The 19,450-nt window shown below is 71.7% G+C and carries 20 protein-coding genes and 1 pseudogene; 9 read left to right on the forward strand and 12 right to left on the reverse strand.

Annotated features, from left to right (window positions below; translation table 11 throughout):
* Window positions 1–601: 601 nt before the first annotated feature.
* Window positions 602–1,264: a rhomboid family intramembrane serine protease gene (locus IEY82_RS08930; protein WP_225262463.1), complete on the reverse strand. Its 663-nt coding sequence runs from the start codon at window positions 1,262–1,264 to the stop codon at window positions 602–604.
* A gap of 171 nt (window positions 1,265–1,435) precedes the next feature.
* Between IEY82_RS08930 and IEY82_RS08935 the strand changes: the two genes are divergently transcribed.
* Entirely contained in the window at window positions 1,436–1,687 is a 252-nt protein-coding gene (locus IEY82_RS08935) for a DUF4235 domain-containing protein (protein WP_189123521.1), read from the forward strand.
* On the opposite strand, the gene IEY82_RS38960 is transcribed toward IEY82_RS08935, so the two are convergent.
* Entirely contained in the window at window positions 1,684–2,178 is a 495-nt protein-coding gene (locus IEY82_RS38960) for a substrate-binding domain-containing protein (protein ID WP_229697563.1), read from the reverse strand. The genes IEY82_RS08935 and IEY82_RS38960 overlap by 4 nt on opposite strands.
* A 395-nt stretch (window positions 2,179–2,573) precedes the next feature.
* Window positions 2,574–2,702: pseudogene (locus IEY82_RS39815) on the reverse strand (LacI family DNA-binding transcriptional regulator); the annotation flags it as partial.
* A 72-nt stretch (window positions 2,703–2,774) separates the two neighbouring features.
* Here IEY82_RS39815 and IEY82_RS08950 point away from each other — a divergent pair.
* Window positions 2,775–2,954: a hypothetical protein gene (locus IEY82_RS08950; protein ID WP_189123523.1), complete on the forward strand. Its 180-nt coding sequence runs from the start codon at window positions 2,775–2,777 to the stop codon at window positions 2,952–2,954.
* 6 nt (window positions 2,955–2,960) lie between these two features.
* Here the strand turns inward: IEY82_RS08950 and IEY82_RS08955 are convergent, their stop codons facing one another.
* Window positions 2,961–3,794, reverse strand: a complete 834-nt coding sequence (locus IEY82_RS08955; protein ID WP_225262466.1) for a D-alanyl-D-alanine carboxypeptidase family protein — start codon at window positions 3,792–3,794, stop codon at window positions 2,961–2,963.
* Between the two features lie 87 nt (window positions 3,795–3,881).
* A complete protein-coding gene (locus tag IEY82_RS08960; RefSeq protein ID WP_225262468.1) occupies window positions 3,882–4,400 on the reverse strand; it encodes a DedA family protein in 519 nt (172 codons plus the stop codon).
* Window positions 4,401–4,559: 159 nt separating this feature from the next.
* Between IEY82_RS08960 and IEY82_RS08965 the strand changes: the two genes are divergently transcribed.
* Window positions 4,560–5,075: a hypothetical protein gene (locus IEY82_RS08965; protein WP_189123525.1), complete on the forward strand. Its 516-nt coding sequence runs from the start codon at window positions 4,560–4,562 to the stop codon at window positions 5,073–5,075.
* Here IEY82_RS08965 and IEY82_RS08970 read toward each other — a convergent pair.
* From IEY82_RS08970 to IEY82_RS08980, 3 genes are all read right to left on the reverse strand, one after another.
* Window positions 5,044–8,457: an ATP-binding protein gene (locus IEY82_RS08970; RefSeq protein ID WP_225262470.1), complete on the reverse strand. Its 3,414-nt coding sequence runs from the start codon at window positions 8,455–8,457 to the stop codon at window positions 5,044–5,046. The two genes, IEY82_RS08965 and IEY82_RS08970, sit on opposite strands and share 32 nt — an antisense overlap.
* A gap of 66 nt (window positions 8,458–8,523) precedes the next feature.
* Window positions 8,524–9,582 carry a lysylphosphatidylglycerol synthase transmembrane domain-containing protein gene (locus IEY82_RS08975; RefSeq protein ID WP_189123526.1) on the reverse strand — a complete coding sequence of 353 codons (1,059 nt, stop codon included), beginning with the start codon at window positions 9,580–9,582 and terminating at the stop codon, window positions 8,524–8,526.
* Window positions 9,583–9,632: 50 nt separating this feature from the next.
* Window positions 9,633–10,451 (reverse strand): PIG-L deacetylase family protein, encoded by an 819-nt coding sequence (locus tag IEY82_RS08980; protein ID WP_225262472.1) that lies wholly within the window; start codon window positions 10,449–10,451, stop codon window positions 9,633–9,635.
* 23 nt (window positions 10,452–10,474) lie between these two features.
* Between IEY82_RS08980 and IEY82_RS08985 the strand changes: the two genes are divergently transcribed.
* Window positions 10,475–11,608 carry a glycosyltransferase family 4 protein gene (locus IEY82_RS08985; protein WP_189123527.1) on the forward strand — a complete coding sequence of 378 codons (1,134 nt, stop codon included), beginning with the start codon at window positions 10,475–10,477 and terminating at the stop codon, window positions 11,606–11,608.
* A 40-nt stretch (window positions 11,609–11,648) separates the two neighbouring features.
* Here IEY82_RS08985 and IEY82_RS08990 read toward each other — a convergent pair whose 3' ends face one another.
* Complete coding sequence (locus tag IEY82_RS08990; protein WP_225262474.1) at window positions 11,649–13,151, reverse strand: DUF2079 domain-containing protein; 1,503 nt, start codon at window positions 13,149–13,151, stop codon at window positions 11,649–11,651.
* A gap of 100 nt (window positions 13,152–13,251) precedes the next feature.
* Window positions 13,252–13,626 carry a hypothetical protein gene (locus tag IEY82_RS08995; protein ID WP_189123528.1) on the reverse strand — a complete coding sequence of 125 codons (375 nt, stop codon included), beginning with the start codon at window positions 13,624–13,626 and terminating at the stop codon, window positions 13,252–13,254.
* Between the two features lie 236 nt (window positions 13,627–13,862).
* Here IEY82_RS08995 and IEY82_RS09000 point away from each other — a divergent pair, with 236 nt between their 5' ends.
* Window positions 13,863–14,957 carry an aromatic ring-hydroxylating oxygenase subunit alpha gene (locus IEY82_RS09000; protein ID WP_225262476.1) on the forward strand — a complete coding sequence of 365 codons (1,095 nt, stop codon included), beginning with the start codon at window positions 13,863–13,865 and terminating at the stop codon, window positions 14,955–14,957.
* Here IEY82_RS09000 and IEY82_RS09005 read toward each other — a convergent pair.
* The gene (locus IEY82_RS09005) at window positions 14,927–15,481 is read right to left on the reverse strand and encodes a DUF1707 SHOCT-like domain-containing protein (RefSeq protein ID WP_225262478.1); all 555 of its coding nucleotides are present in this window, start codon (window positions 15,479–15,481) and stop codon (window positions 14,927–14,929) included. The genes IEY82_RS09000 and IEY82_RS09005 overlap by 31 nt on opposite strands.
* Window positions 15,482–15,660: 179 nt before the next feature.
* Here IEY82_RS09005 and IEY82_RS09010 point away from each other — a divergent pair, with 179 nt between their 5' ends.
* Window positions 15,661–16,614 carry an anti-sigma factor RsbA family regulatory protein gene (locus IEY82_RS09010; protein ID WP_189123530.1) on the forward strand — a complete coding sequence of 318 codons (954 nt, stop codon included), beginning with the start codon at window positions 15,661–15,663 and terminating at the stop codon, window positions 16,612–16,614.
* Between the two features lie 168 nt (window positions 16,615–16,782).
* Complete coding sequence (locus IEY82_RS09015; RefSeq protein ID WP_189123531.1) at window positions 16,783–17,412, forward strand: DUF998 domain-containing protein; 630 nt, start codon at window positions 16,783–16,785, stop codon at window positions 17,410–17,412.
* Here the strand turns inward: IEY82_RS09015 and IEY82_RS09020 are convergent.
* Window positions 17,373–17,522, reverse strand: a complete 150-nt coding sequence (locus IEY82_RS09020; RefSeq protein WP_189123532.1) for a hypothetical protein — start codon at window positions 17,520–17,522, stop codon at window positions 17,373–17,375. The two genes, IEY82_RS09015 and IEY82_RS09020, sit on opposite strands and share 40 nt — an antisense overlap.
* Window positions 17,523–17,602: 80 nt before the next feature.
* Between IEY82_RS09020 and IEY82_RS09025 the strand changes: the two genes are divergently transcribed.
* Both IEY82_RS09025 and IEY82_RS09030 read left to right on the forward strand, forming a co-directional pair.
* Complete coding sequence (locus IEY82_RS09025) at window positions 17,603–18,058, forward strand: universal stress protein (protein ID WP_189123533.1); 456 nt, start codon at window positions 17,603–17,605, stop codon at window positions 18,056–18,058.
* 22 nt (window positions 18,059–18,080) lie between these two features.
* Window positions 18,081–19,355: an APC family permease gene (locus IEY82_RS09030; protein ID WP_189123534.1), complete on the forward strand. Its 1,275-nt coding sequence runs from the start codon at window positions 18,081–18,083 to the stop codon at window positions 19,353–19,355.
* Window positions 19,356–19,450: the final 95 nt, after the last annotated feature.

Below are 19,450 nucleotides of genomic sequence, written 5' to 3' on the forward strand. Positions count from 1 at the left end.
GGAAACCGAACCCCGGCGTGAGAAGAGGGCGGACGCGTCGTCCGCGCGCTTCACGCGCATGTGATCTTCACCCTGAGCCGCTCCACGGCCTACCGGTCACCGCACCGCTCGGGCCTTGGCGGCCCTCCCGCGCTGTCGTTTCCTCCCGGGCGTAAACGCCCGGGGTTCCACGCCAGATCACGCTGAACCAGCATGCGAGCGACGGAGGGTGACAGTGCCACGGGCGGAGCGGTTAGGTGGACGGGGTCGCCGGCGAGTGGCCGGCATCCCTACTGAGCAGCGGGAAGTGGCACGCAGGACGCGTATGTCCCGAAGACGTAGGTCGCCGTCTCGCTGTGGTTCATGACGCCGACCCGCCACGCGCTGGTGTCCTTGTTGTGAGCATGCCGCCGGCCAGCACGCTCGCCGTCACCAGCGCCACGGCTCGTCCTGTCAGCCTGATCTCGGGCATCATGGTCCTCCTCGCATCCACTGAAGATCCGTTCGATGACACGATCTGTCCAACGACGAAGCGGTCCAGAGGTGACGCCTCCTTTCGGCGTCGAGGAGGCGGCGGCCCTCGCCCGGCGCCTACCGGTGGAGGGCGCGAGTCGTAGCTCTGTCAGAGGCCGAGATCGTCGAGCTCCTTCAGCAGCGCCGCCCTGGGATTCTGCCGTGGGGAGGCCGCGGTCGGCCGCGGACCTCTGCCACGGTCGCGGAACACCCAACCGCCCAGCACCCCGGCGAGGAAGCCGAAGAGGTGGGCCTGCCAGCCGATGCCCTCCTGGGGAAGCAGGCCGGTGAATTGATAGGAGAAGCACAGGGCCATGACCAGGCCGACCACGATGTCGATCAGATGCCGGTCGAACGCGCCGCGCACCAGTACGTAGCCGAAGTAGCCGAAGACCACGCCGCTCGCGCCCGCTCCTATCCCGTCGGGGGCGGAGGTGAACCAGGCGCCGAGGCCGCTGACCAGGATGATGAGTCCCGTCACGCTGAGGAACTTGGTGACGCCCCGGTACGCGGACAGGAATCCGAAGATGAACAGCGGACCCGAGTTGGCCTGGATGTGCTCCCAGCTCCAGTGCAGGAACGGTGACGACACTATGCCCGGCAGGCTCCCGGGGTTCCACGCCTGCACACCGTAGTGGTAGCTCAACGCGTAGCCGGACGCCCAGTTGGCGATCTGCGCGGTCCAGATGACAGCCAGGAAGCCGACCATCACCCACAACGCCTTACGGGCCTCAGCGATCATGATCTCGGCCGTGGGCCCCTTGGCCTCCACCCGGGTTCCTCCTTGGCTGACTGTGCCGTACGAGCGAGACCAGTATCAGAGGGAAAGATCACGAACCAGCGTCAGGGTGGATTCTTCCCCGGGTCCGAAGACCGGGCCGTCGCGGACGGGGGTTTAGCGGGCTGACACGGGGCACGGGCAGAGCCGTCGTAAGGAGGCGAGATGCGGTCTGTGGAGAAGGTCACGTCACTGGGAATGGGCATGCTGAGCGGCGCCTTGGCGGCCTCGATGTTCAAGCAGGTGTGGAAGCTGGTGTCCGGCGATGACGATGCGCCGGACGCCGACGACCTGGATCGCGGCTGGACGGAGGTCCTCGTGGCGGCGGCGGTGCAGGGAGCGATCTTCGGCCTGGTCAAGGCGGCCGTGCACCGCGCGGGCGCGCAGACCTTCCGGCACGGGACGCCGGGAGACTAGGCGGGCGGGGGAGCGGTGGAGCCGCGGACGATCAGCTCGTGCGGGAAGATCGTCCGCTCGGGCGCGTCGGCGGGCGGTGACAGGAGCAAACGGCCCGCCGCTTCGCCGATCTCCTTCTTCGCCTGCCTGATCGTGGTGAGGCCGGCCTCCTCGGCGGCGCTGTCGGAGAAACCCACCACGGACAGGTCGGCCGGCACGGTCAGACCGAGGTCGGCCGCCGCGTCGAGGACGCCGAGCGCCAGCACGTCGGTGTTGGTGAGGATCGCGGTCGGGCGCGGCTCGCGGCCGAGCAACGCGTGCCCCGCCTTGCGGCCGGCCTCGCGGGAGTTGCGGGCCACCTCGAAGAACGGCACGTCCCCCCAGTCGAGCCCGGCTTCCTCGCAGGCCTCCTGGTAGCCGCTCCGGCGGCGGCGCATGGCCTCGAAGACCGCGCCCTGTTGCCGGGCGACGCCCGCCCAGCCGGTGTGGCCGTCGTCGTGCAGGCCCACCATGGCCACCCCCGCGCGGCCAGCGCCCCCGCGGCGGGCTCGTCGATGCCCAGGAACGGGTGGCCGGGCACGTACGGTTCGTCGACCACGACGACGGGCACCTTGCGGGCGAACACCTCGGCGAGCGCCGGATGCCCGTCGGGCAGCGAGACCACGCAGAAGGCGTCGACCACCGCGTCGCGCACGGTGTCGCTGCGGCGGTCGCCGTGCGGCAGCGGCAGGATGAGCAGCCCGACGCCGGCGTCCTCGGCGGCCGTGGCGATGCCCTGGAAGAACCCGATGGCGTAGGGGTCGGCGAAGGCGTAGGGCAGGGTCTCGCTGAACAGCAGCCCCAGCGCGCCGGCCCGTCCGAGGCGAAGTGAGCGCGCGGTGGGGTTGGGGCCGCCGTAGCCGAGCTCGTCGGCCACCTCCATGATCCGCCGTCGCAGGCCGTCGCTGAGCTGGTCGGGCCGGGAGAAGGCGTAGGAGACGGTGGCCCGGGACACGCCCAGCCTGTCGGCGATCGTCTGCAGCGTGACTCTGGCCATCCGTCCACCGTATCGAACCCCTTGCCGGGCGCTCCTTAATGGATTAAGCTCTTAATGGATTAAGGAGGAGACATGGAAGCCATGCAGGTTCTCGCACACCAGACGGCGATGGGCCACCGGGAGACGGTCCACGAGGCTCTTCCGGGCGCACCGGTGCGGCCCTCCCGCGAGCGGACACGGGTCCGCATGCGGCTCGCGTGCACACTGCGCTGGACGGCCGACCGCCTCGACCCGCTCGTCGCGGGCTCCTGACCTCGGTCAGCCGCGGGAGATCCGGTCGTCCGCGTAGTCGAGCAGCTTCTCCGCCGTGGTGAAGCGGCGGGCGTCCTGGTCGCCGAGGAGCACACCGATCACCTGGCGGCCACCCCGCTCGCCCGCGAACAGCAGGCAGAACCCCGCCTCCCGCGTGTAGCCGGTCTTGACGCCGAGCACGCCCTCGGCCCGCTGGAGCAGCTTGTTGGTGTTGCGCCAGGTGTGCGCGCGGTGCAGCGACGTCCGGGGGACGACGTGCTTCTCGCGCGCCACGATCGTGCGGAACGTCGGATTCGCCAGGGCAGCCTTGGCCAGCCTGACCTGGTCGACGGCCGTCGAGTGGCCACCGGCGGGCGCCGGCAGGCCGTCGGCGTTGGTGTACCAGGTGTCGCGCAGGCCCAGTCGCCTGGCCGCCGCGTTCATCTTGGCCACGAACGCCGTCTTGCCCGGCCCGTACGTCCTGGCCAGCGCGTTGGCGGCGTCGCCGCCCGACGGCAGCATGAGCCCGTACAGCAGATCCCTGACCGTCAGCCGCTCACCCTTGGCGAGCGCGGCGGTGGTGGCCCCGTTGGCGACCGCGTGGCGGACGTCGGCCGAGGTCACGGTGATCCGGTCGCCCAGTTTGGCCTCGTTGAGCACCACGTACGCCGTCATGACCTTGACCAGGCTGGCGACCGGCACCCGGCGGGTCTGCCGCTTGCCGTAGTGGATCGTTCCCGCCGAATCGATCACGTACGCCACCCCGGCGCCCACCGCGGGCGTGTCCGCCGCCACGGCGGGCGACGGGATCCACAGGATCAGGGCAAGGATGGCAGAGCCGATGAAACCCCCAATACGCATGCCCGACATGGTGACAGGTCATCGGTGATCGATCGGCCGAACCACGCGCCGAAGCCGCGGAAAACCGGCCGGATCGGGCCAGGGCCCTCAGGCGACGAAGGGCTTCTCGGTGCGCCGCCTCCTGCGCCAGACGAAGAAGGCGACGACCGCGGCGACGGCCACGACCGCCGCGCCGGCCGGCGAGCGCGCCGCCAGTTGCAGCCAGCCCCACACCAGCGCGGTCAGGCCGAACCACCACAGCGGCGCCCAGGTCACGCAGCCCAGCGCGCTGGCCACGATGTACCACGGATAGGAGACGCGCAGCGCTCCCGCGACCCACGGCAGCGTGTGGCGGAGCATCGGCACCCAGAAGCACCCGTAGACGGCCAGCGCCCCCCATCGGCCGACGATCCGCTCCACCTTCGCGATGCGCTCACGGCCGAGCTTGACGCCCATCCGCGAGTCGTAGAGGCGCTCGCCGAGCCTGCGGCCGACCCAGTAGTAGACCTGGAACACGCCGAAAAGCGCGATCATCAGGACGACACCCACGAGCCAGTACGGCAGGCCGAGCCAGAAGGGCTCGGTGGGGGCGGGTACGGCCAGCGCGAACGATCGCATGAACGACATCGCCCCCCTTCGTGTACAAAGGTCAGCCTTACCTTAGTTCACCGGTTACCCGGTCGCCACACCCGCCCGCAAGTGGGCCGCAAAGGGTGCAAGCAGCCGACAAGCGGACCTCAACCACCCTCGCTTATCTCTATAGGTGAGCAAAGAGGAGAGTTGATCATGGCGACGAGAAGCACCGCGGTCCTGGCCACCGGCTCGGCGAGCACAGCCAAGCTGTTCGCGGCGGCCCTCGCCTTCACCGGTGCCTACGTGGGACTGTCCGCCTACGACACCGCCAACTCCGCTCCTCAGCCTACGCAGACCGTCACCCTGTCGGCCCGGGCGGTGCCCATCACGGCGCCCGCCTCCTACGAGGCCGCCCCGGCCGCCGCCGGCCGGATCAGCGTCAGCCAGCGGCAGGCCGAGGCGGGATGCGTCAAGACGTACGAGGCCCGCACCCTCGTGGTCAACCCGGCGCCCGACCGGACCGTGCTCTACGGCTGGAAGCTGTCCCGCTGGCACCCCGGCACCAACACCTGGGACGCCTACCTGGTCGACTACTCCGGATTCGCCGGGTCGCAGGAGACCGTCGCCTGGCACCCCAGGCTCACCGGCAACCCGGGCTGGTATCGCGTCGAGCTGACCGTGGACGGTGCCAAGACCGTCAAGAGCCGGCGTTTCCAGGTAAGTTGCTGACCGACCGCCGCGCCGCCTCCACCCAGCGGGGCACACCGACCCGCTCGGCCACCTCCAGAGCCTTCGTGTAGTGGTCACGCGCGGCGTCGGGCTGGCCCAGCCGGATCGCGAGATCTCCCAGCGTCAGCGCCACCGGCCACAGGGCCACCACCCCGGTGCCGGCGCCCGCGACGCGGTCGGAGAACGGCTTGAGCTTGTCGTAGCAGTCGACCATCCGCTCCCGGTCGTCGAGCAGCATCCCGGCCAGCGCCCGCCACGTCATCGCCAGCTCGTAGAGGAAGTCGGGCCGCACGGGCGGCCGGGTCGCGGCCACGGCGTTGGCGTCGGCCAGGTGGCCCGCGGAGGCGAGCGCCAGCGCGTAGGCGTCGAGGGTCCACTTGGCGCCGCGCTGGTGGGCCTCGGCGAGCAGCTCGACCGTCTCGGCCGCCCGGCCGTCGACCAGGTGCAGGCAGAACCGGGCGATCAGCGGGAGGTCCTGGCGGCCCTCCAGCATGCCGGCCCGCGCGGTCATCCGGGCGGCGTCACGGTAGGCCCGCTCGGCGCCCTGGTAGTCGCCGGCGATCATCAGCCGCTGCCCGGAATACCAGGCGCAGACGGCGGCCGGTGCCGACAGGTCATACTGTCTGGCCAGCCCGTTGGCGGCGGCGGCGTGTTCGTCGGCCACCGCGAACTCACCGCGGGCGGCGGCGCACTCCAGCAGCACCAGGTGGGCCAGCGCCTGGGTGGCCATCTGCCCGGAGCGCTGCGCGACCTCCAGCAACTCGCGGCCGATGCTCTCGCGGGTGTCGACCGCCGGGATGTCGTAGGACTGGCGGAGCCGGCCGCTCAGCGCGGCGGCGAGCAGCACCGGGTCGCCGCTCTGCCGGGCCAGCTCCAGCGCCTCCAGCGACGCCTGCCGGCCACGTTCGGGGGAGGAGGAGCCCTCCAGCTCCAGGGCCAGGGTGGTGAGCAGGCTCGCACGCAGCGTCTGCTCTCCCTCGGGCAGCGCCATCAGCGCCTGCTCGGTGACGTCGACGATCTCCCACGCGGTGCGGGTGAAGTCGCGCGCCATGCCCTTGTGCGGCACGGCCAGGGACGCCGCCACCCGCGCCGTGATCTCCAGGTCGCCCAGCGGCAGCGCGGCGTCCATGGCCTCGCGCCGCAGCAGCCGGGCCGCGGACATGTCGCCGCACAGCGCGAGCGCCCGGATCTGGCGCAGCATCAGCTGCAGGCGTTCGCGGGTGTCGGCGCTCGCGCGGTCGTGGCCGTCGTCGGTCTCGCGGCGCGCGCTCCGGCGCTCGAACGCCGCGATGGCCTGCTCCCACAGCGTGGCCGCCTCGCGGTGCGCGAAACGCCGCTCGGCCTGCTCTGCGGCGAGCCTGGCGTAGTGCACGGCCTTCTCGGCGGCGTCGGCGAGGAAGTAGTGGTGGGCCAGCGCCGCCACGTCGGAGGGCGCCCGCCGCTCGATGGCCGCCGCCACGGCCGCGTGCAGCCGGGTGCGGCGCAGCCGCGAGGCGTCGGAGTAGATCGTGTCGCGCACGAGGTCGTGGTCGAACCTGAGCAGCCCGGGGCCCGGCTCGGTCACCAGCCCGGCCAGCAGCGCGGCCTCGACCGCCTCCACCACCGTGTCCTCCTCGCCGGCGACGTCGACGAGCACGTCGACGTCGACGTCGCGGCCGATCACCGCGGCCTGCAGCAGGATCTGCTGCGCCCCGGCGGGCAGCCGCGAGATGCGCCGCCGCAGCACGTCGCGCACGCCCGAGGGCACGCGCGACAGCACCTCGGTGGCGCTGGCCCGATCGGCGGCGGCCTCGGAGTCGAGCAGGCGCACCGTCTCGCGGACGAAGAACGGGTTGCCGCCGGTGCGCTCGACGATCGACTCGACCGCGTCCTCGTCGATCTCGCGCACGCACGTCGCCCTGACCAGCTCGGCCACGGCCTTGGGGTCGAGCCCGCTCAGGCCCACCCGCAGCGGGCCGAGGCGGGCCAGCGCGGCCAGCACGTCGGACTGGCGGTCGTCGAGCTCGCTCTCTCTGCAGGTCACCACGAGCAGCACCCGGCTGGTGGCGAGCAGGCTGGGCAGCGCCCGGAGCAGGGCGAGGGTCTGGTCGTCGGCCCAGTGCAGGTCTTCGAGCGTGATCAGCACGGGAGCGCGGTGCGAGACCCCGGCCAGATAGCCGCCGACCGCGCGGTGCAGCCGGAAGCCGCCGGACGCCTCGTCGTCGTCGGGATCGGGGTCGGCGTCGTCGAGCAGGGGAGCCAGCAGATGGGCGTACTCGCCCGCGCCGGTGCGCCCGACGAGCGAGCGAAGGATCTCGACCCAGGCCCAGCCGGGCGGGGTGGCGCTGGAGTCGGGGCAGGCGCCCGACGCGGTGATCCAGCCGTCGCCGCTGAGCCTGCTCTCCAGCTGGCGCAGCAGCGTGGTCTTGCCCGCGCCCGCGACGCCCGTGACGATCGCGACCTGGAGTCTGCCGGTGCGGCCCGCGGCGGTGGTCAGCCGGGCCAGCTCGGCGTCGCGGCCGACGAACGGCTCGGGCTCCAGCGGCGGCGGCTCCACGGGCGTGGCGGGCCGGGGCGGCCAGGTGTCGGTGACCGGCACCGGCCTGGTCGAGCGGGGCGTCACCGCCAGCTCCAGCTCGGGCGACTGGGCCAGGATGTCGGACTCGAGCTTGCGCAGCGCGGGACCGGGATCGATGCCCAGCTCGTCGGCCAGGATGCCCCTGGCGCGGCGCAGCGCGGCGAGCGCGTCGCCCTGCCGGCCGCAGCGGTAGAGGCCGAGCGCGAGCAGCCGCCAGCCCTCCTCGCGCAACGGGTGCTCGGTGGTCAGCGCCTCGAGGTCGGGCACGGTCTCGGCGGGCAGGCCGAGGCGCAGCCCGGTGTCGGCGTGGCGCTCGCGGGCCACTAACCGCAGCTCTGTCAGCCTGTTGACCTCGGCCTCGGCCCACTGCTGGTCGGCGAAGTCGGAGTAGGGGGTGCCGCGCCACAGGCCGAGCGCCTTCTCCAGCCGGCCGCGCGCCGACGGCGGGTCGCCCTCCTCCAGATGCTCGCCGGCCGCCCGGACGAGCTGCTCGAACCGGAGCGCGTCGACCTGGTCGGCCGCCACCCGCAGCGCGTAGCCGGAGGCGACCGTCACCAGCAGCCGGTTGGGGCCGCCGCGCGGCCGGCCCGGCTCCAGGACCCTGCGCAGCCGCGAGATGTAGACCTGCAGGCCCGACTGGGCGCCCTTGGCCGCGTCGTCGTCCCACAGGTCGTAGAGGAGCGTGTCGACCGGCACGACCTGACCTCTGGCCACGAGAAGTCGGGCGAGGACGGCCCGTTGCCGCAACCCGCCGAGGTCGAGTTCGTCGTTTTCGTACGCCTCGACTGGCCCCAGAACCCGGAACGCCACCATGTCAGCCGCCACGCTATGCGGGCTTTCGAATCACGCACAAGGCCCGTGGATGATTGACACATGTTCTGTTTCGGATCGTCACGGGGAGGCCTTCGAGATCGCTGACGGGGGCTCCGCGGCGGCACTCCGGCCGTTGCGTCTGCGCAGGAGCGCCCACGCACCCAACGCGAGGCCGCCGAACGGGATCTCGATAGTGTAAGTCCAGAAGCCGAAGAGCAGTGCGGTGGCCGTGGCCTGCGGAGCGTCGACCCCGAACGCGAGCAGCAGCGCCGCCACCCCGGTCTCCATGATCCCCGCGCCGCTGGGCGTGACGAGTGCGCTGGTCAGCACGCGTGAAAGGGCGAAGACCGCGATCGACTGGGCCAGGCCGGGATAGGCCCCGGCGGCCTTCATGCAGATCACCATGATCGCCCACTGGAAGCCCAGGAAGAACACCATGCCCAGCGACAGGCCGAGCCATCTGGTGCGCAGGATCTCGGCGGTGTCCTTGCGCAGCCGGTGAAGCGCCTCGGAGGCGTGCACCTTGAGGCGTACCAGGCGGGCCAGGAAGTCGAGCGCCCGGCCGAGGAGCACGGCGGCGCGGTCCCAGTAGAGCGCGGCCGCGACGACCGCGCACAGTGCCAGGATCGACCCCGCGCCCACCCACCCGGCCCTGGCCACGTCCGGATTGGGCACCTCGCCCGCCATCAGCAGCGCGACGATGCCGACGGCCGGCAGGATGAACCTGAACAAGGTGTTCCAGATGCCGCTCACCAGCGTCATGACGACGATCGGGCGGTTGGCGAACCCCCAGCCCCTGGTCATCCCGAAGGTCAGCGCCACCCCCGCCGCACCGCCGAACGGCAGCAGGTTGCTGACCGCGCTGCCCGCCGCGTTGAGCGTGAGGGCCTGCAGGTGGGTCAGCCCCGGCAGCGACCCGGTGAGCACGAACGTGTAGGCGAGCAGGCTGAGCAGCCAGACCACGGCCATCAACGCGATCATGCCGGCGCCCAGTCCGCCGAACACCTGGCCGATCTGCTGCCAGGAGACCGGTTTGCCGGTGAGCGACTGGACGATCTGCGGCAGGTAGACGACCAGCGCCACCGCCAGCGCGAGCGACAGGGCGGACAAGGTGATCTGGAGCCACTTTTTCTTCATCGGCCCACCAGTCTGCCCGCCCGCGCGCCGCTCCGGATCATCCTGGGGTGTCATTTCGGCCCCGGGTCCAGAGGATGACGCAGGCGGGTGCCGGGCGGGACATCGCGCCGGACGAACCACTCGGTGCCGAAGACCAGCCGGTAGAGCGGATAGGGCACCTTCAGCATGACCGCGAGCGTGCGGTCGCTCTCGCCGCCGCTGGCCTGGGAGGCGTGCGCCGACATCGAGGCCCGCTTCTGCTTCGCGAATCTGCGGACGTTGACCCGGTGGGTGATGGTCTCGCCCGGCGAGTAGGCGCTCTCGAACGTGCGCACGTCGAACTCCGGCGGGAACCTGTAGACCTTGCCCGCCATCCGCAGCAGCTTGACCAGCGGATCGCGGTTGACGGTCGCCTCCAGGACGATCTCCGTGCCGGCGATCTCCGCGGCCCGCCTGCCCACCCGGTGCACCTGCACGTGGTCGGGGTGCCCGTAGCCGCCCGCCGGGTCGTAGATCGACAGCAGGTCGGCCTGCTCCTCCCGCAGGATCGCGGCCAGCCTGCCGGCCGCCTCCTCGGTGTCGGCGTCGATGAAGGCGTTGTCGGGCCGCTCGTCGGCGACGCCCCCCGCGGGGCTCAGCCCCGAGTCGCCGTAGCCCAGGCACTCCACGCGGGCGCACCCCAGCAGGGCGGCCGACTCGTACAGCTCCTCGAGCCTGGTGCGGCCGAGCTCGTCGCCCGGCTCCATGGCGGCCAGACCGCGCTCGCCCGCCGTGGCCACCACGAGCACCACGCGATGCCCCTCGGCCGCGAGCATCGCCATGGTGCCCGCCGTGAGCAGGGCCTCGTCGTCGGGATGAGCGTGGAAGAACACAGCGGTACGTGGAGGCACATGCCCAGATTAGTCTGGGAAGGGTGCGGATCTTTCACGTGAGCGACTGTTACCTGCCACGACTCGGCGGTATCGAGGTGCAGGTGGCCGATCTCGTGCGCACCCAGCGAGAGGCCGGCCACGAAGTCGAGGTGGCCACCGCGACACCTGGCGAGGCACGGCCGGGGGTGCACCGGATCGTCGCGAGGATGCCGTTCGATCTGCCGGTGCACCCGTTAGGAGTGGGTCACCTCACCCGGCGGATGACCGCGTCGCGGCCCGACGTGGTCCACGTGCACGCGGGGGCGGTCTCGCCGTTCGCCTGGATGGGGGTGCGCGCCGCCGTACGAGCCGGGGTGCCGTGCGTGGTGACCGTGCACAGCATGTGGGACCCGATCACGCGCGGCGCCTACCGGCTGCTGCGCCTGGTGTACGGCTGGCAGCGCTGGGGCCTGGTGGCCACCACGGTGAGCAACGCGGCGGCGGCGCCGATCCGCGCGGTCGCCGGCCCGCGGGTGCCGGTGCACGTCGTGTCCAACGGCCTCGATCTGTCGGGCTGGCGGCCCGCACCGTCCACCGGCGCGCCGGGGCGGGGGGAGGAGCCTCGGCGGGCGGAGGTGCACATCGTGGCCGTCGGCCGGCTCGCGCCCCGCAAGCAGCCGGTGCGCCTGCTGCGGCTGCTCGGCATGGTGCGCGCCCGGGTCCCCGCGTCCATCCGGCTGCGCGCCACCGTGGTGGGCGACGGGCCGGCCCGCGCGTCGATGGAGCGCTACCTGGCCAGGCACGGCATGTCCGGCTGGGTGTCGCTGCCCGGCCGGCACACCCGTGAGCAGATCGCCAAGGTCCTCGAGTCGGCCGACGTGTTCGTGGCGCCCGCGCCGCGCGAGTCGTTCGGCATCGCGGCGCTGGAGGCCCGCGCCGCCGGGCTGCCGGTGGTGGCGCGGGCGCAGAGCGGTGTGGCCGACTTCGTCCGGCAGGGCACCGAGGGGCTGCTCGGGCGTGACCTCGGCGAGCTGGCCGACTCGCTGGCCCGGCTGTGCGCCGATCACGAGTTGCGTGAGCGCATCACCGCCCACAACCGGGCCGACGCGCCGGCCACCGGCTCGTGGTCGACGGTGCTGGCCGGATTCGACCGCGCCTACGCCGAGGCGGCCCAGCGGTCTCGCGGGAGCAGGTAGGCCGGGTACGCCGGGTACGCCGGATCGGCCCGGCGGCCGGTCACCGGCGCAGCACCACGTAGCCGTCGCGCTCGAAGACCTTCGCGTAGCCCTCGCTCACCAGCCGGTCGACCTGGGCCGCCTGGTCCTCGGCCGAGCCGAACGGGAACTCCCAGCGCGCCGTGTCGGCCACCACCCAGGGCGCGCCGTGAGACTCGCCGGTCCACAGCATGACCGTGGTCCGCGAGGTCAGCGCGGGGCCGAGCGAGTTGACCGCCTCCACCGTGACGCCGGACGGCACCTGGGCCACGGCCGCGCGGGCGGCGGCGATCTTGACCTCGTCGCCCTTGTAGAAGTCCGGGTGGTAGAGCTGGTCCAGGGCGAACCTCGGCACGAGCGTCAGCGCGACCACGTAGACGGCCGCCGACCAGACCAGCTTCAACGAGCGGTCGTCCGGCCGTCTGATCCGGCGCAGCAGCCGGGCCAGGCCGTCCACCCCGGCCAGGAGCAGGATCACCACGGTGAACGCGCTGTACTGGAAGTCGGCCTGCCACCACAGGGCGCGGTCGGACAGCATGCGTTCGAGCACGTGCGGCAGCGCGACCACCGACAGCGGCGACAGCAGGCAGAGCAGCAACGTGGGCCACACCAGCAGGAACAACGTGTCGACCTTGGCCTCGTCGCTGAACGGCAACAGCAGTGAGCCGAGCGGGTCGGACAGCAGCCCCAGGGCGGCGCCGGGCAGGTCGGGGCCCAGGTGGCCGTAGGCCCAGAAGTCACCGGTGTCGCCGCCCAGCATCGGGATGAGCGCGCCCCGGGTGAGCAGCACCCCGCAGACGCCCACCACCGCGCAGCAGAGCCCCCGCAACCGGTCGCCGGTGAGCAGCAGGTAGAGCCCGAAACCGATCACCATCAGCCCCATGTCCTCCTTGATCAGGAGGAGCGCGAACATCGCCACGAAGGCGGGCAGCGGGCGGTCCGCGTGGTAGCGCTCGATCATGATCGCGGTGAGCACGGGCACGAACATCACCTCGTGCGCGTCGAACGCGACCGCCTGCGCGACCGGCCACGACAGCGCGTACGCCACCGCGACCAGGTAGGCCGGGACCGTGCCCAGCACGCGCCGGGTGAACAGCCAGATGAACGGGATGGCCGCGGCGAACAGCAGCGCCTGGACCACCACCAGCGTCGCCGGGCCGTCGTGGATCCAGTAGAACGGCGCGAGCAACGCGTAGATCGGCGAGAAGTGGTCGGCCAGCTGGACGTAGTCGAGCCCCCGGTCGTGCCAGGCCCCCATCACCGGGACGTACGGCGGGCGGAACCGGGCGTAGTTGCGCACCGCCTGGTCGACGATGACCAGGTCGAAGGTGGAGGCGCGGAAGGTGGCGAGCTTCACCAGGCCGAGCACCGCGTACGCCGTGGCGGCGGTCAGCGCGATCAGCCCGACCCACAGCCGATGTCCGCGCACCGCGATCCACGGCCGACGACCGCGCACCGCGACCTTCCGGGGTGGGTCGGCAGCGGTGGTGGCTCCCGTCTCGGCCGCCATGATGTCGCCCGTCACGGGCAGCAAGAGTAGACCGATTTGCCCTGGAGCGTGTCATGACCGCCGCGTCGCTGTGCCCCCACACAGACCACACGCGACGCGACGGCCGGCTATCCGATCAGGAGCAGGCGCTCGTGATCTTGGTCTGGAAGCTGGAGAGCTTGGACGTCGCGGCCGTCATCTCGCTGACGTCGTTGCTCTTGAAGCTGTCGAATATCCCGGCGAACTCCTTGAGTGAGGAGCCGAGCTCACCGTCGTACTTGCCCGCCAGCGCGTTGGCCTTGTCGGAGGCGACGGTGGCGGCGTTCTTCAGCGCGTCGGGGTCCGTGGCCGCGCTGCCCAGAGAGGTGCTGAACTCGTTGGAGATCGTGGTGATCTCCTGGGCGACCGCGTTGCAGTCGACCGCGTTGCCGATGGCGCCGCACGCGGTGGTGAGGCCGGCGAGAGCGAACGTCGCGATCGTCAGCGCGATCCGACGACGAGGGGGAGTCATGGTCATGCCCTTCGTTGGGATGGAATGAAGGGGACATTATGGATCTCCTCTTGCTGGCCGCTTGCACGAAACTAACAACTTCCTTATGAACTGTGATCAACCGCGCGCTACCAGGCGTCAGGCCGATCCTGGGCGGCCTCTTGACAGCCTCGTGAGCCCGACCTGACCATGGCGCATGTAGGGCAACTCGGTGCGTATTACGCAACAAGAGGTGTCGATTGGCCAGTACGTCAAGCTTGATCCCCACGCTCTCCGGCCCCTCCTACACCGATCCCGCGGTGTTCGAGGAGGAGCAGGCGAAGATCTTCGAGTCCCTGTGGTTCTGCGCGGTCCGGTCCGGCGACCTCCGCGCGCCGGGCGCGTTCAGGACCGTCCAGGTCGGCAGGGAGAACGTGATCGTGGTCCGGGGGCGCGACGGCGCGCTGCGGGCCTTCCTCAACGTCTGCAGGCATCGCGGCGCCCGCCTGTGCCCGGAGGAGTCCGGCGAGGTGAAGCGGACGATCAGGTGCGCCTATCACGCCTGGTCCTACGACCTCGACGGGCGGCTGGCCGCCGCGCCCAACCTGGCGAAGATGCCCGACATCGACCGGACCGAGTACGGGCTGATCCCGGTGCGGCTGCGCGAATGGCTCGGATACGCCTGGGTCTGCCTGGCCGACGAGCCGCCCTCGTTCGAGGAGACGGTGATCCACGCCGCCACCGAACGGCTGGGAGACCCGGCCGCGATCGAGCACTACCAGGTCGACCGGCTCGCCCTCGGCCGCCGCGTCGTCTACGACGTCCAGGCCAACTGGAAGCTCATCGTCGAGAACTTCATGGAGTGCTACCACTGCGCCACCATCCACCCGGAGCTCACGGCCGTGCTGCCGGAGTTCGCCGGGGGCTTCGCGGCGCAGTACTACGTGGGCCACGGCGCGGAGTTCGCCGCGAAGGCCGAGGGGTTCACCGTGGACGGCGGCCCCGGCTTCGGCAAGCTGCCCGACGTGCCGGCCGAGCAGGACCGGCGCTACTACGCGATCACCGTCAAGCCGCAGGTGTTCGTCAACCTGGTGCCCGACCACGTGATCCTGCACCGGATGTTCCCGCTGGCGGCCGACCGCACGGTGGTGGAGTGCGACTGGCTCTACCACCCCGACGTGGTGGCCGCGGGCGCCGACCTGTCACGCTCGGTGGAGTTGTTCCACCGGGTCAACCTGCAGGACTTCGACGCCTGCGAGCGCACGCAGCCCGGGATGTCGTCACGTGCCTACCGCCGGGGCGGCGTGCTGGTGCCGAGCGAGCACCACATCTCGATCTTCCATCAATGGGTGAACCAGCGCCTGCGCGGATAGCGGACCACCAGCTGGCCGTACTTGCTCTCCCCGGTCACCACGACGTAGAGGGCTCCGGGGCGGGGCCTGCCCGGGACGTCCGTGGTGCTCGTGCTGCCCCACGTGTTCTGGAACCGGTCCACGTTCGCGGCGCCGCCCTCGGGCAGCACGATCGTGGCGGAGCCGTACTTGAGGTCCAGGTCCAGGTCGACGACCGGATGCGGAATGGCGGCCTGCGAGAAGTCGAGCTCGACGCTGGCGTACTTGGACACCACCCGCAGGCGCCGCGGCACCGCCCAGTCGCCGGACCGCTTGATGTGGCCGCTCTTCGACTCCAGCAGGACCACGTCGTCGACGACGGGCGACTCGTGGGGAAGGTCGGCGATGAGCCCGGCCAGATCGCCGTAGGTCTTGGCGGTGAGGGCCACCTCGAGCCGGTCCTCCAGCTCCAGTTGGTTGAGACGACCCTCGGTGAATGCGCGTTGCAACTGCTGCGCGGCGCGCTCCCGATCCTCGTCGGAGACGCGCATTTCCAAATCCGACATGTCATGAGCATAGTTCGCGAGGATCAGAACGGCAGGCGCCGTCCGGAGGGGGTGCGCAGATCGAGGGGGAGCGGACGTCGAACCGGCTGGGGACGGCGAACGATCTGGAGTCTGGTCACAGCAGACAGATACCCAACGAATGGCAGGGAAGTCCTCACGAGAGGGTACGGTGGAAACCGATGTCGGGAGATCCTTTCGTGCACACCGCCCTCTTCTACCAGGGGGAGCGGGAGTACACGAGTGCCGTCACCGCTTTCGTCCGCGAAGGACTGGAGTCCGGTGACCCGACAGCGGTGGCGGTGCCCGAGGCCAACCTCAAGCTGATCGAGGCGGAGCTGGGCGACGAGGCCGCCCGTGTCCACCTGCTCGACATGACGCGGGCCGGCCGCAACCCCGGCCGCATCATCCCCGGCGTGCTGCGTGACTTCGCCGACCGGCACCCCGGCGACCACGTCCGGATCGTCGGCGAGCCCATCTGGCCCGGCCGCACGACGACCGAATACCCCGCGTGCGTGCAGCACGAGGCGCTGATCAACCACGCGTTCTCCGGCCGCGCCGCCACGATCCTGTGCCCCTACGACGCCGTGCGGCTCGGTCCTGATGTCCTCCACGACGCGGAGCTGACCCACCCGGTGCTCCGCGACGGCGGCGGCGGTGAGCGGCGCAGCCACGGCTACGCGCCCGACCAGGTCGTCGACCGCCACAACCAGCCCCTCGGCGAGCCCGGCGCGTTCGTCTCGCTCCGGTTCGACCGCACCAACCTGGCCGGGGCGCGCGGGCTGGCCGCCGAGCGGGCCATCGAGCTCGGCTTCGGCGGCGACCGGCTCGACGACATCCGCCTGGTGATCGCCGAGCTCGGCGCCAACAGCCTCGACCACGGCGGAGGCAGCGGCCTGATCAGGATCTGGACCGAGGCCGGCCGGCTGGTCTGCGAGGTCAGCGACACCGGTCACATCACCGACCCGCTGGCCGGGCGCCAGCCCGTCGACGCGGGCATCGCGGGCTCACGCGGGCTGCTGATCGTCAACCTGGTCAGCGACCTGGTCCGGGTGCACACCCGCGCGGGCGGCACCACGATCCGCACCTACTTCGACCTCCCGGCCCGCGCCTCGATGCCCGTCATGCCCGCGTAGCGCGCGCCGGATCCACCCTGAGGGGGCAGGCCCTACCCGGGGTCGGGTCCGACCAGGTCAGCCCGGTCGAGTCCGAAGTCGTACGACCAAGGTAGTAAGGGGTCGTTCAGGGCTCCTTCGGGCCGATCTCCGATATTCCGCGAGACCGTGTTCCAGCAGTTTTGAAGCATGAAGGCACTGCTCGTCAGCGGACTCACGGCCACCGGCGCAGGCACCGGCGCCATGCTCATCCTGCACGCCCGGGCCGGGCTCGACCCCATGCACACCGTGATCAGCGAGTACGCCTTCCACTCCGACGGCTGGCTGCTGCCCACCGCGCTGACGCTGTTCGCGGCCGGCGGGGTGCTGACCGCGGAGGCGCTGCGCAGGGCGGGCGCCGGCCGCTGGATCGTGATGCTGCTGGTGGCCTGGGCGGTGAGCATGTTCCTGATCGGCGCGTTCCCCACGGACCGGCCGGGCGTGCCGTTGTCCATGTCCGGAGGCATCCACCGCTACGCCGCCTTCGCCGCGTTCCTGGTGATGCCCGCGGCGGGCATGCTGCTGGCCCGCGACCAGGCCAGGTACGCCCGGACCGTAAGGGTCCTGAGCGCGGTGGCGCTCGGCGCGCTGCTGCTCGTCGTCGTCCCGTACGTGCTGCGTATGTTCGGCATCCCGCTGACCAACGACGACATCCCGGCCGGGCTGACCCAGCGGGTCGTGGTGATCACCGAGCTGGGCGTGCTGGCGCTGGCCGGTCTGTCGCTGCTCAGGCCCTCGCTTCAGCGCTCCCAGGGCGGGGCCTCGCCCATCTTGGCGTAGTAGCGCGCCAGGTGGTCCTCGACGCCCGCGACGTCGCCCTCCGGGAGGTCGATGCCGCCCCTCGCGCCGTCCATGATCGCGGCTGCCGAGAAGACGGCGCGCGGGAGCACTGTCCGGATACCCCGCGCCAGGACTGAAACCGAGGGGCGTAGGTAGAAAAGGGGGAAAGCTGACTAGGGGGTAGCAGGTTATGACCGTTCTGATCGCCTATGACGGTTCGGATGATGCCAAGGCGGCGATCGCCTTCGCGGCCACCGTCCTGAAGGCGCGGCCGGCCGTCGTACTCACCGTGTGGGAACGTCTGGCACTGACCGCGGCCCGCTCGTCGGCGGGTCTGCTGATGACCATCGACAACTCCGCGATCGAGGACGAGGCGATCGGGAAGGCCATGACAGAGCTGGCCGAGGAAGGGGCCGCCCTGGCCAGGCAGGCCGGCCTGGACGCCGTTCCCCGGGTCGAGATCGACTCCGTCGCCGTGTGGTCCACTATCGTGGACGTGGCCGCGCAACTCGACGCGGCGCTGATCGTGACCGGCACCCGTGGGCTGGGCGGGGTCCGGTCGCTGCTCCTCGGCAGCACCTCGGACAGGGTCCTCCACCACGCCGGCCGCCCCGTCCTGGTCGTCCCCTCCCCGGAGACTTCCTGAGCTTGGCGGGGGTTCTTCTCTGATGGGCCGGGGCGCCGGCGGAAGGGCGCGGTTGGTGAGCGAAGGGCTGGCCAGGAGGCTGGGCACGACCGACGCGGTCGTCGTCGGACTGAGCGCGATGATCGGCGCCGGCGTGTTCGCCGCGTTCGCCCCCGCCGCCGCGGCCGCCGGTTCCTGGCTGCTCGCCGCCCTCGCCCTGGCCACCGTCGTCGCCTACTGCAACGCCACCTCCTCCGCCCGCCTCGCCGCGCTCTACCCGGAGTCCGGTGGCACCTACGTGTACGGCAGGCGGCGCCTCGGCCCGCTCTGGGGCTACCTGGCCGGCTGGGGCTTCACGGTGGGAAAGACGGCCTCCTGTGCCGCGATGGCGCTGACCTTCGGCGCCTACGTGGCCCCCGGGGCGGCCAGGCCGCTCGCCGTCGCCGCCGTGGTGGCGCTGACCGCGCTCAACCTCTACGGCGTGCACCGCTCGGCCATGGCGGCCCGGATCACGGTGTCCTTCGTACTGGCCGTGCTGGCCCTGGTCGTGGTGGCGGGCCTGTCGGGCGCCCCGGAGTCCGGACCCGCTCTCGGCGCGGACCGGCTGGGACACGTCGATCTGTGGGGGGTGCTGCAGGGGGCCGGTCTGCTGTTCTTCGCGTTCGCCGGATACGCCAGGATCGCGACGCTCGGCGAGGAGGTCCGCGATCCGGCCAGGACGATCCCGCGCGCGATCGGCATCGCGCTGGGGATCACGCTGGTGGTGTACGCGGCGGTGGCCGCCACCGGCCTGCGTGTGCTGGGCTCCACGGGGCTCGCCGCGTCGCCGGCTCCGCTCGCCGACGTGGTCACGGAGTCCGGCTTCGGGTGGCTCGGGCCGGTCGTCGGCGCGGGCGCGGCCGTGGCGGCGCTCGGCGCCCTGCTCTCCTTGGTCCTCGGCGTCTCCCGTACGGTCCTCGCCATGGCGCGGGAGCGTGACCTGCCCGCCGCGCTCGCCGCGGTCGATCCCGCCCGGCAGGTGCCGCGCCGGGCCGAGCTGGCCGTGGGCGCGGCAGTGATCGTGCTGCTGCTGGTGGCCGACCTGCGAGGCGCGATCGGGTTCTCGTCGTTCGGCGTGCTCGTCTACTACGCCATCGCCAACGCCGCCGCGCTCACCCTGTCCCGCGATGAGGGCGCGCCGGCCAGAGTGGTCCCGGCGCTCGGCCTCGCCCTCTGCCTGGTCCTCGCGGCCACCCTGCCGGTGACGTCCGTACTGGCCGGCCTCGCCGTCTTCGCCGCCGGTCTCGCCGTGTACGCGGCGCGGCGCCCGCGGGGATGATCGGTCGCGACTCGCGCCGGGTCGTTCACCCAGGCGGGCGCGCCCGGCTCCTGGGCCGGACGGTTGACGGAGGTCTGGGCGCGGCCTAGGTTGGC

Origin of the sequence: Nonomuraea cavernae (assembly GCF_014646355.1) — a bacterium.
GTDB classification, from domain to species: Bacteria; Actinomycetota; Actinomycetes; order Streptosporangiales; family Streptosporangiaceae; genus Nonomuraea; species Nonomuraea cavernae.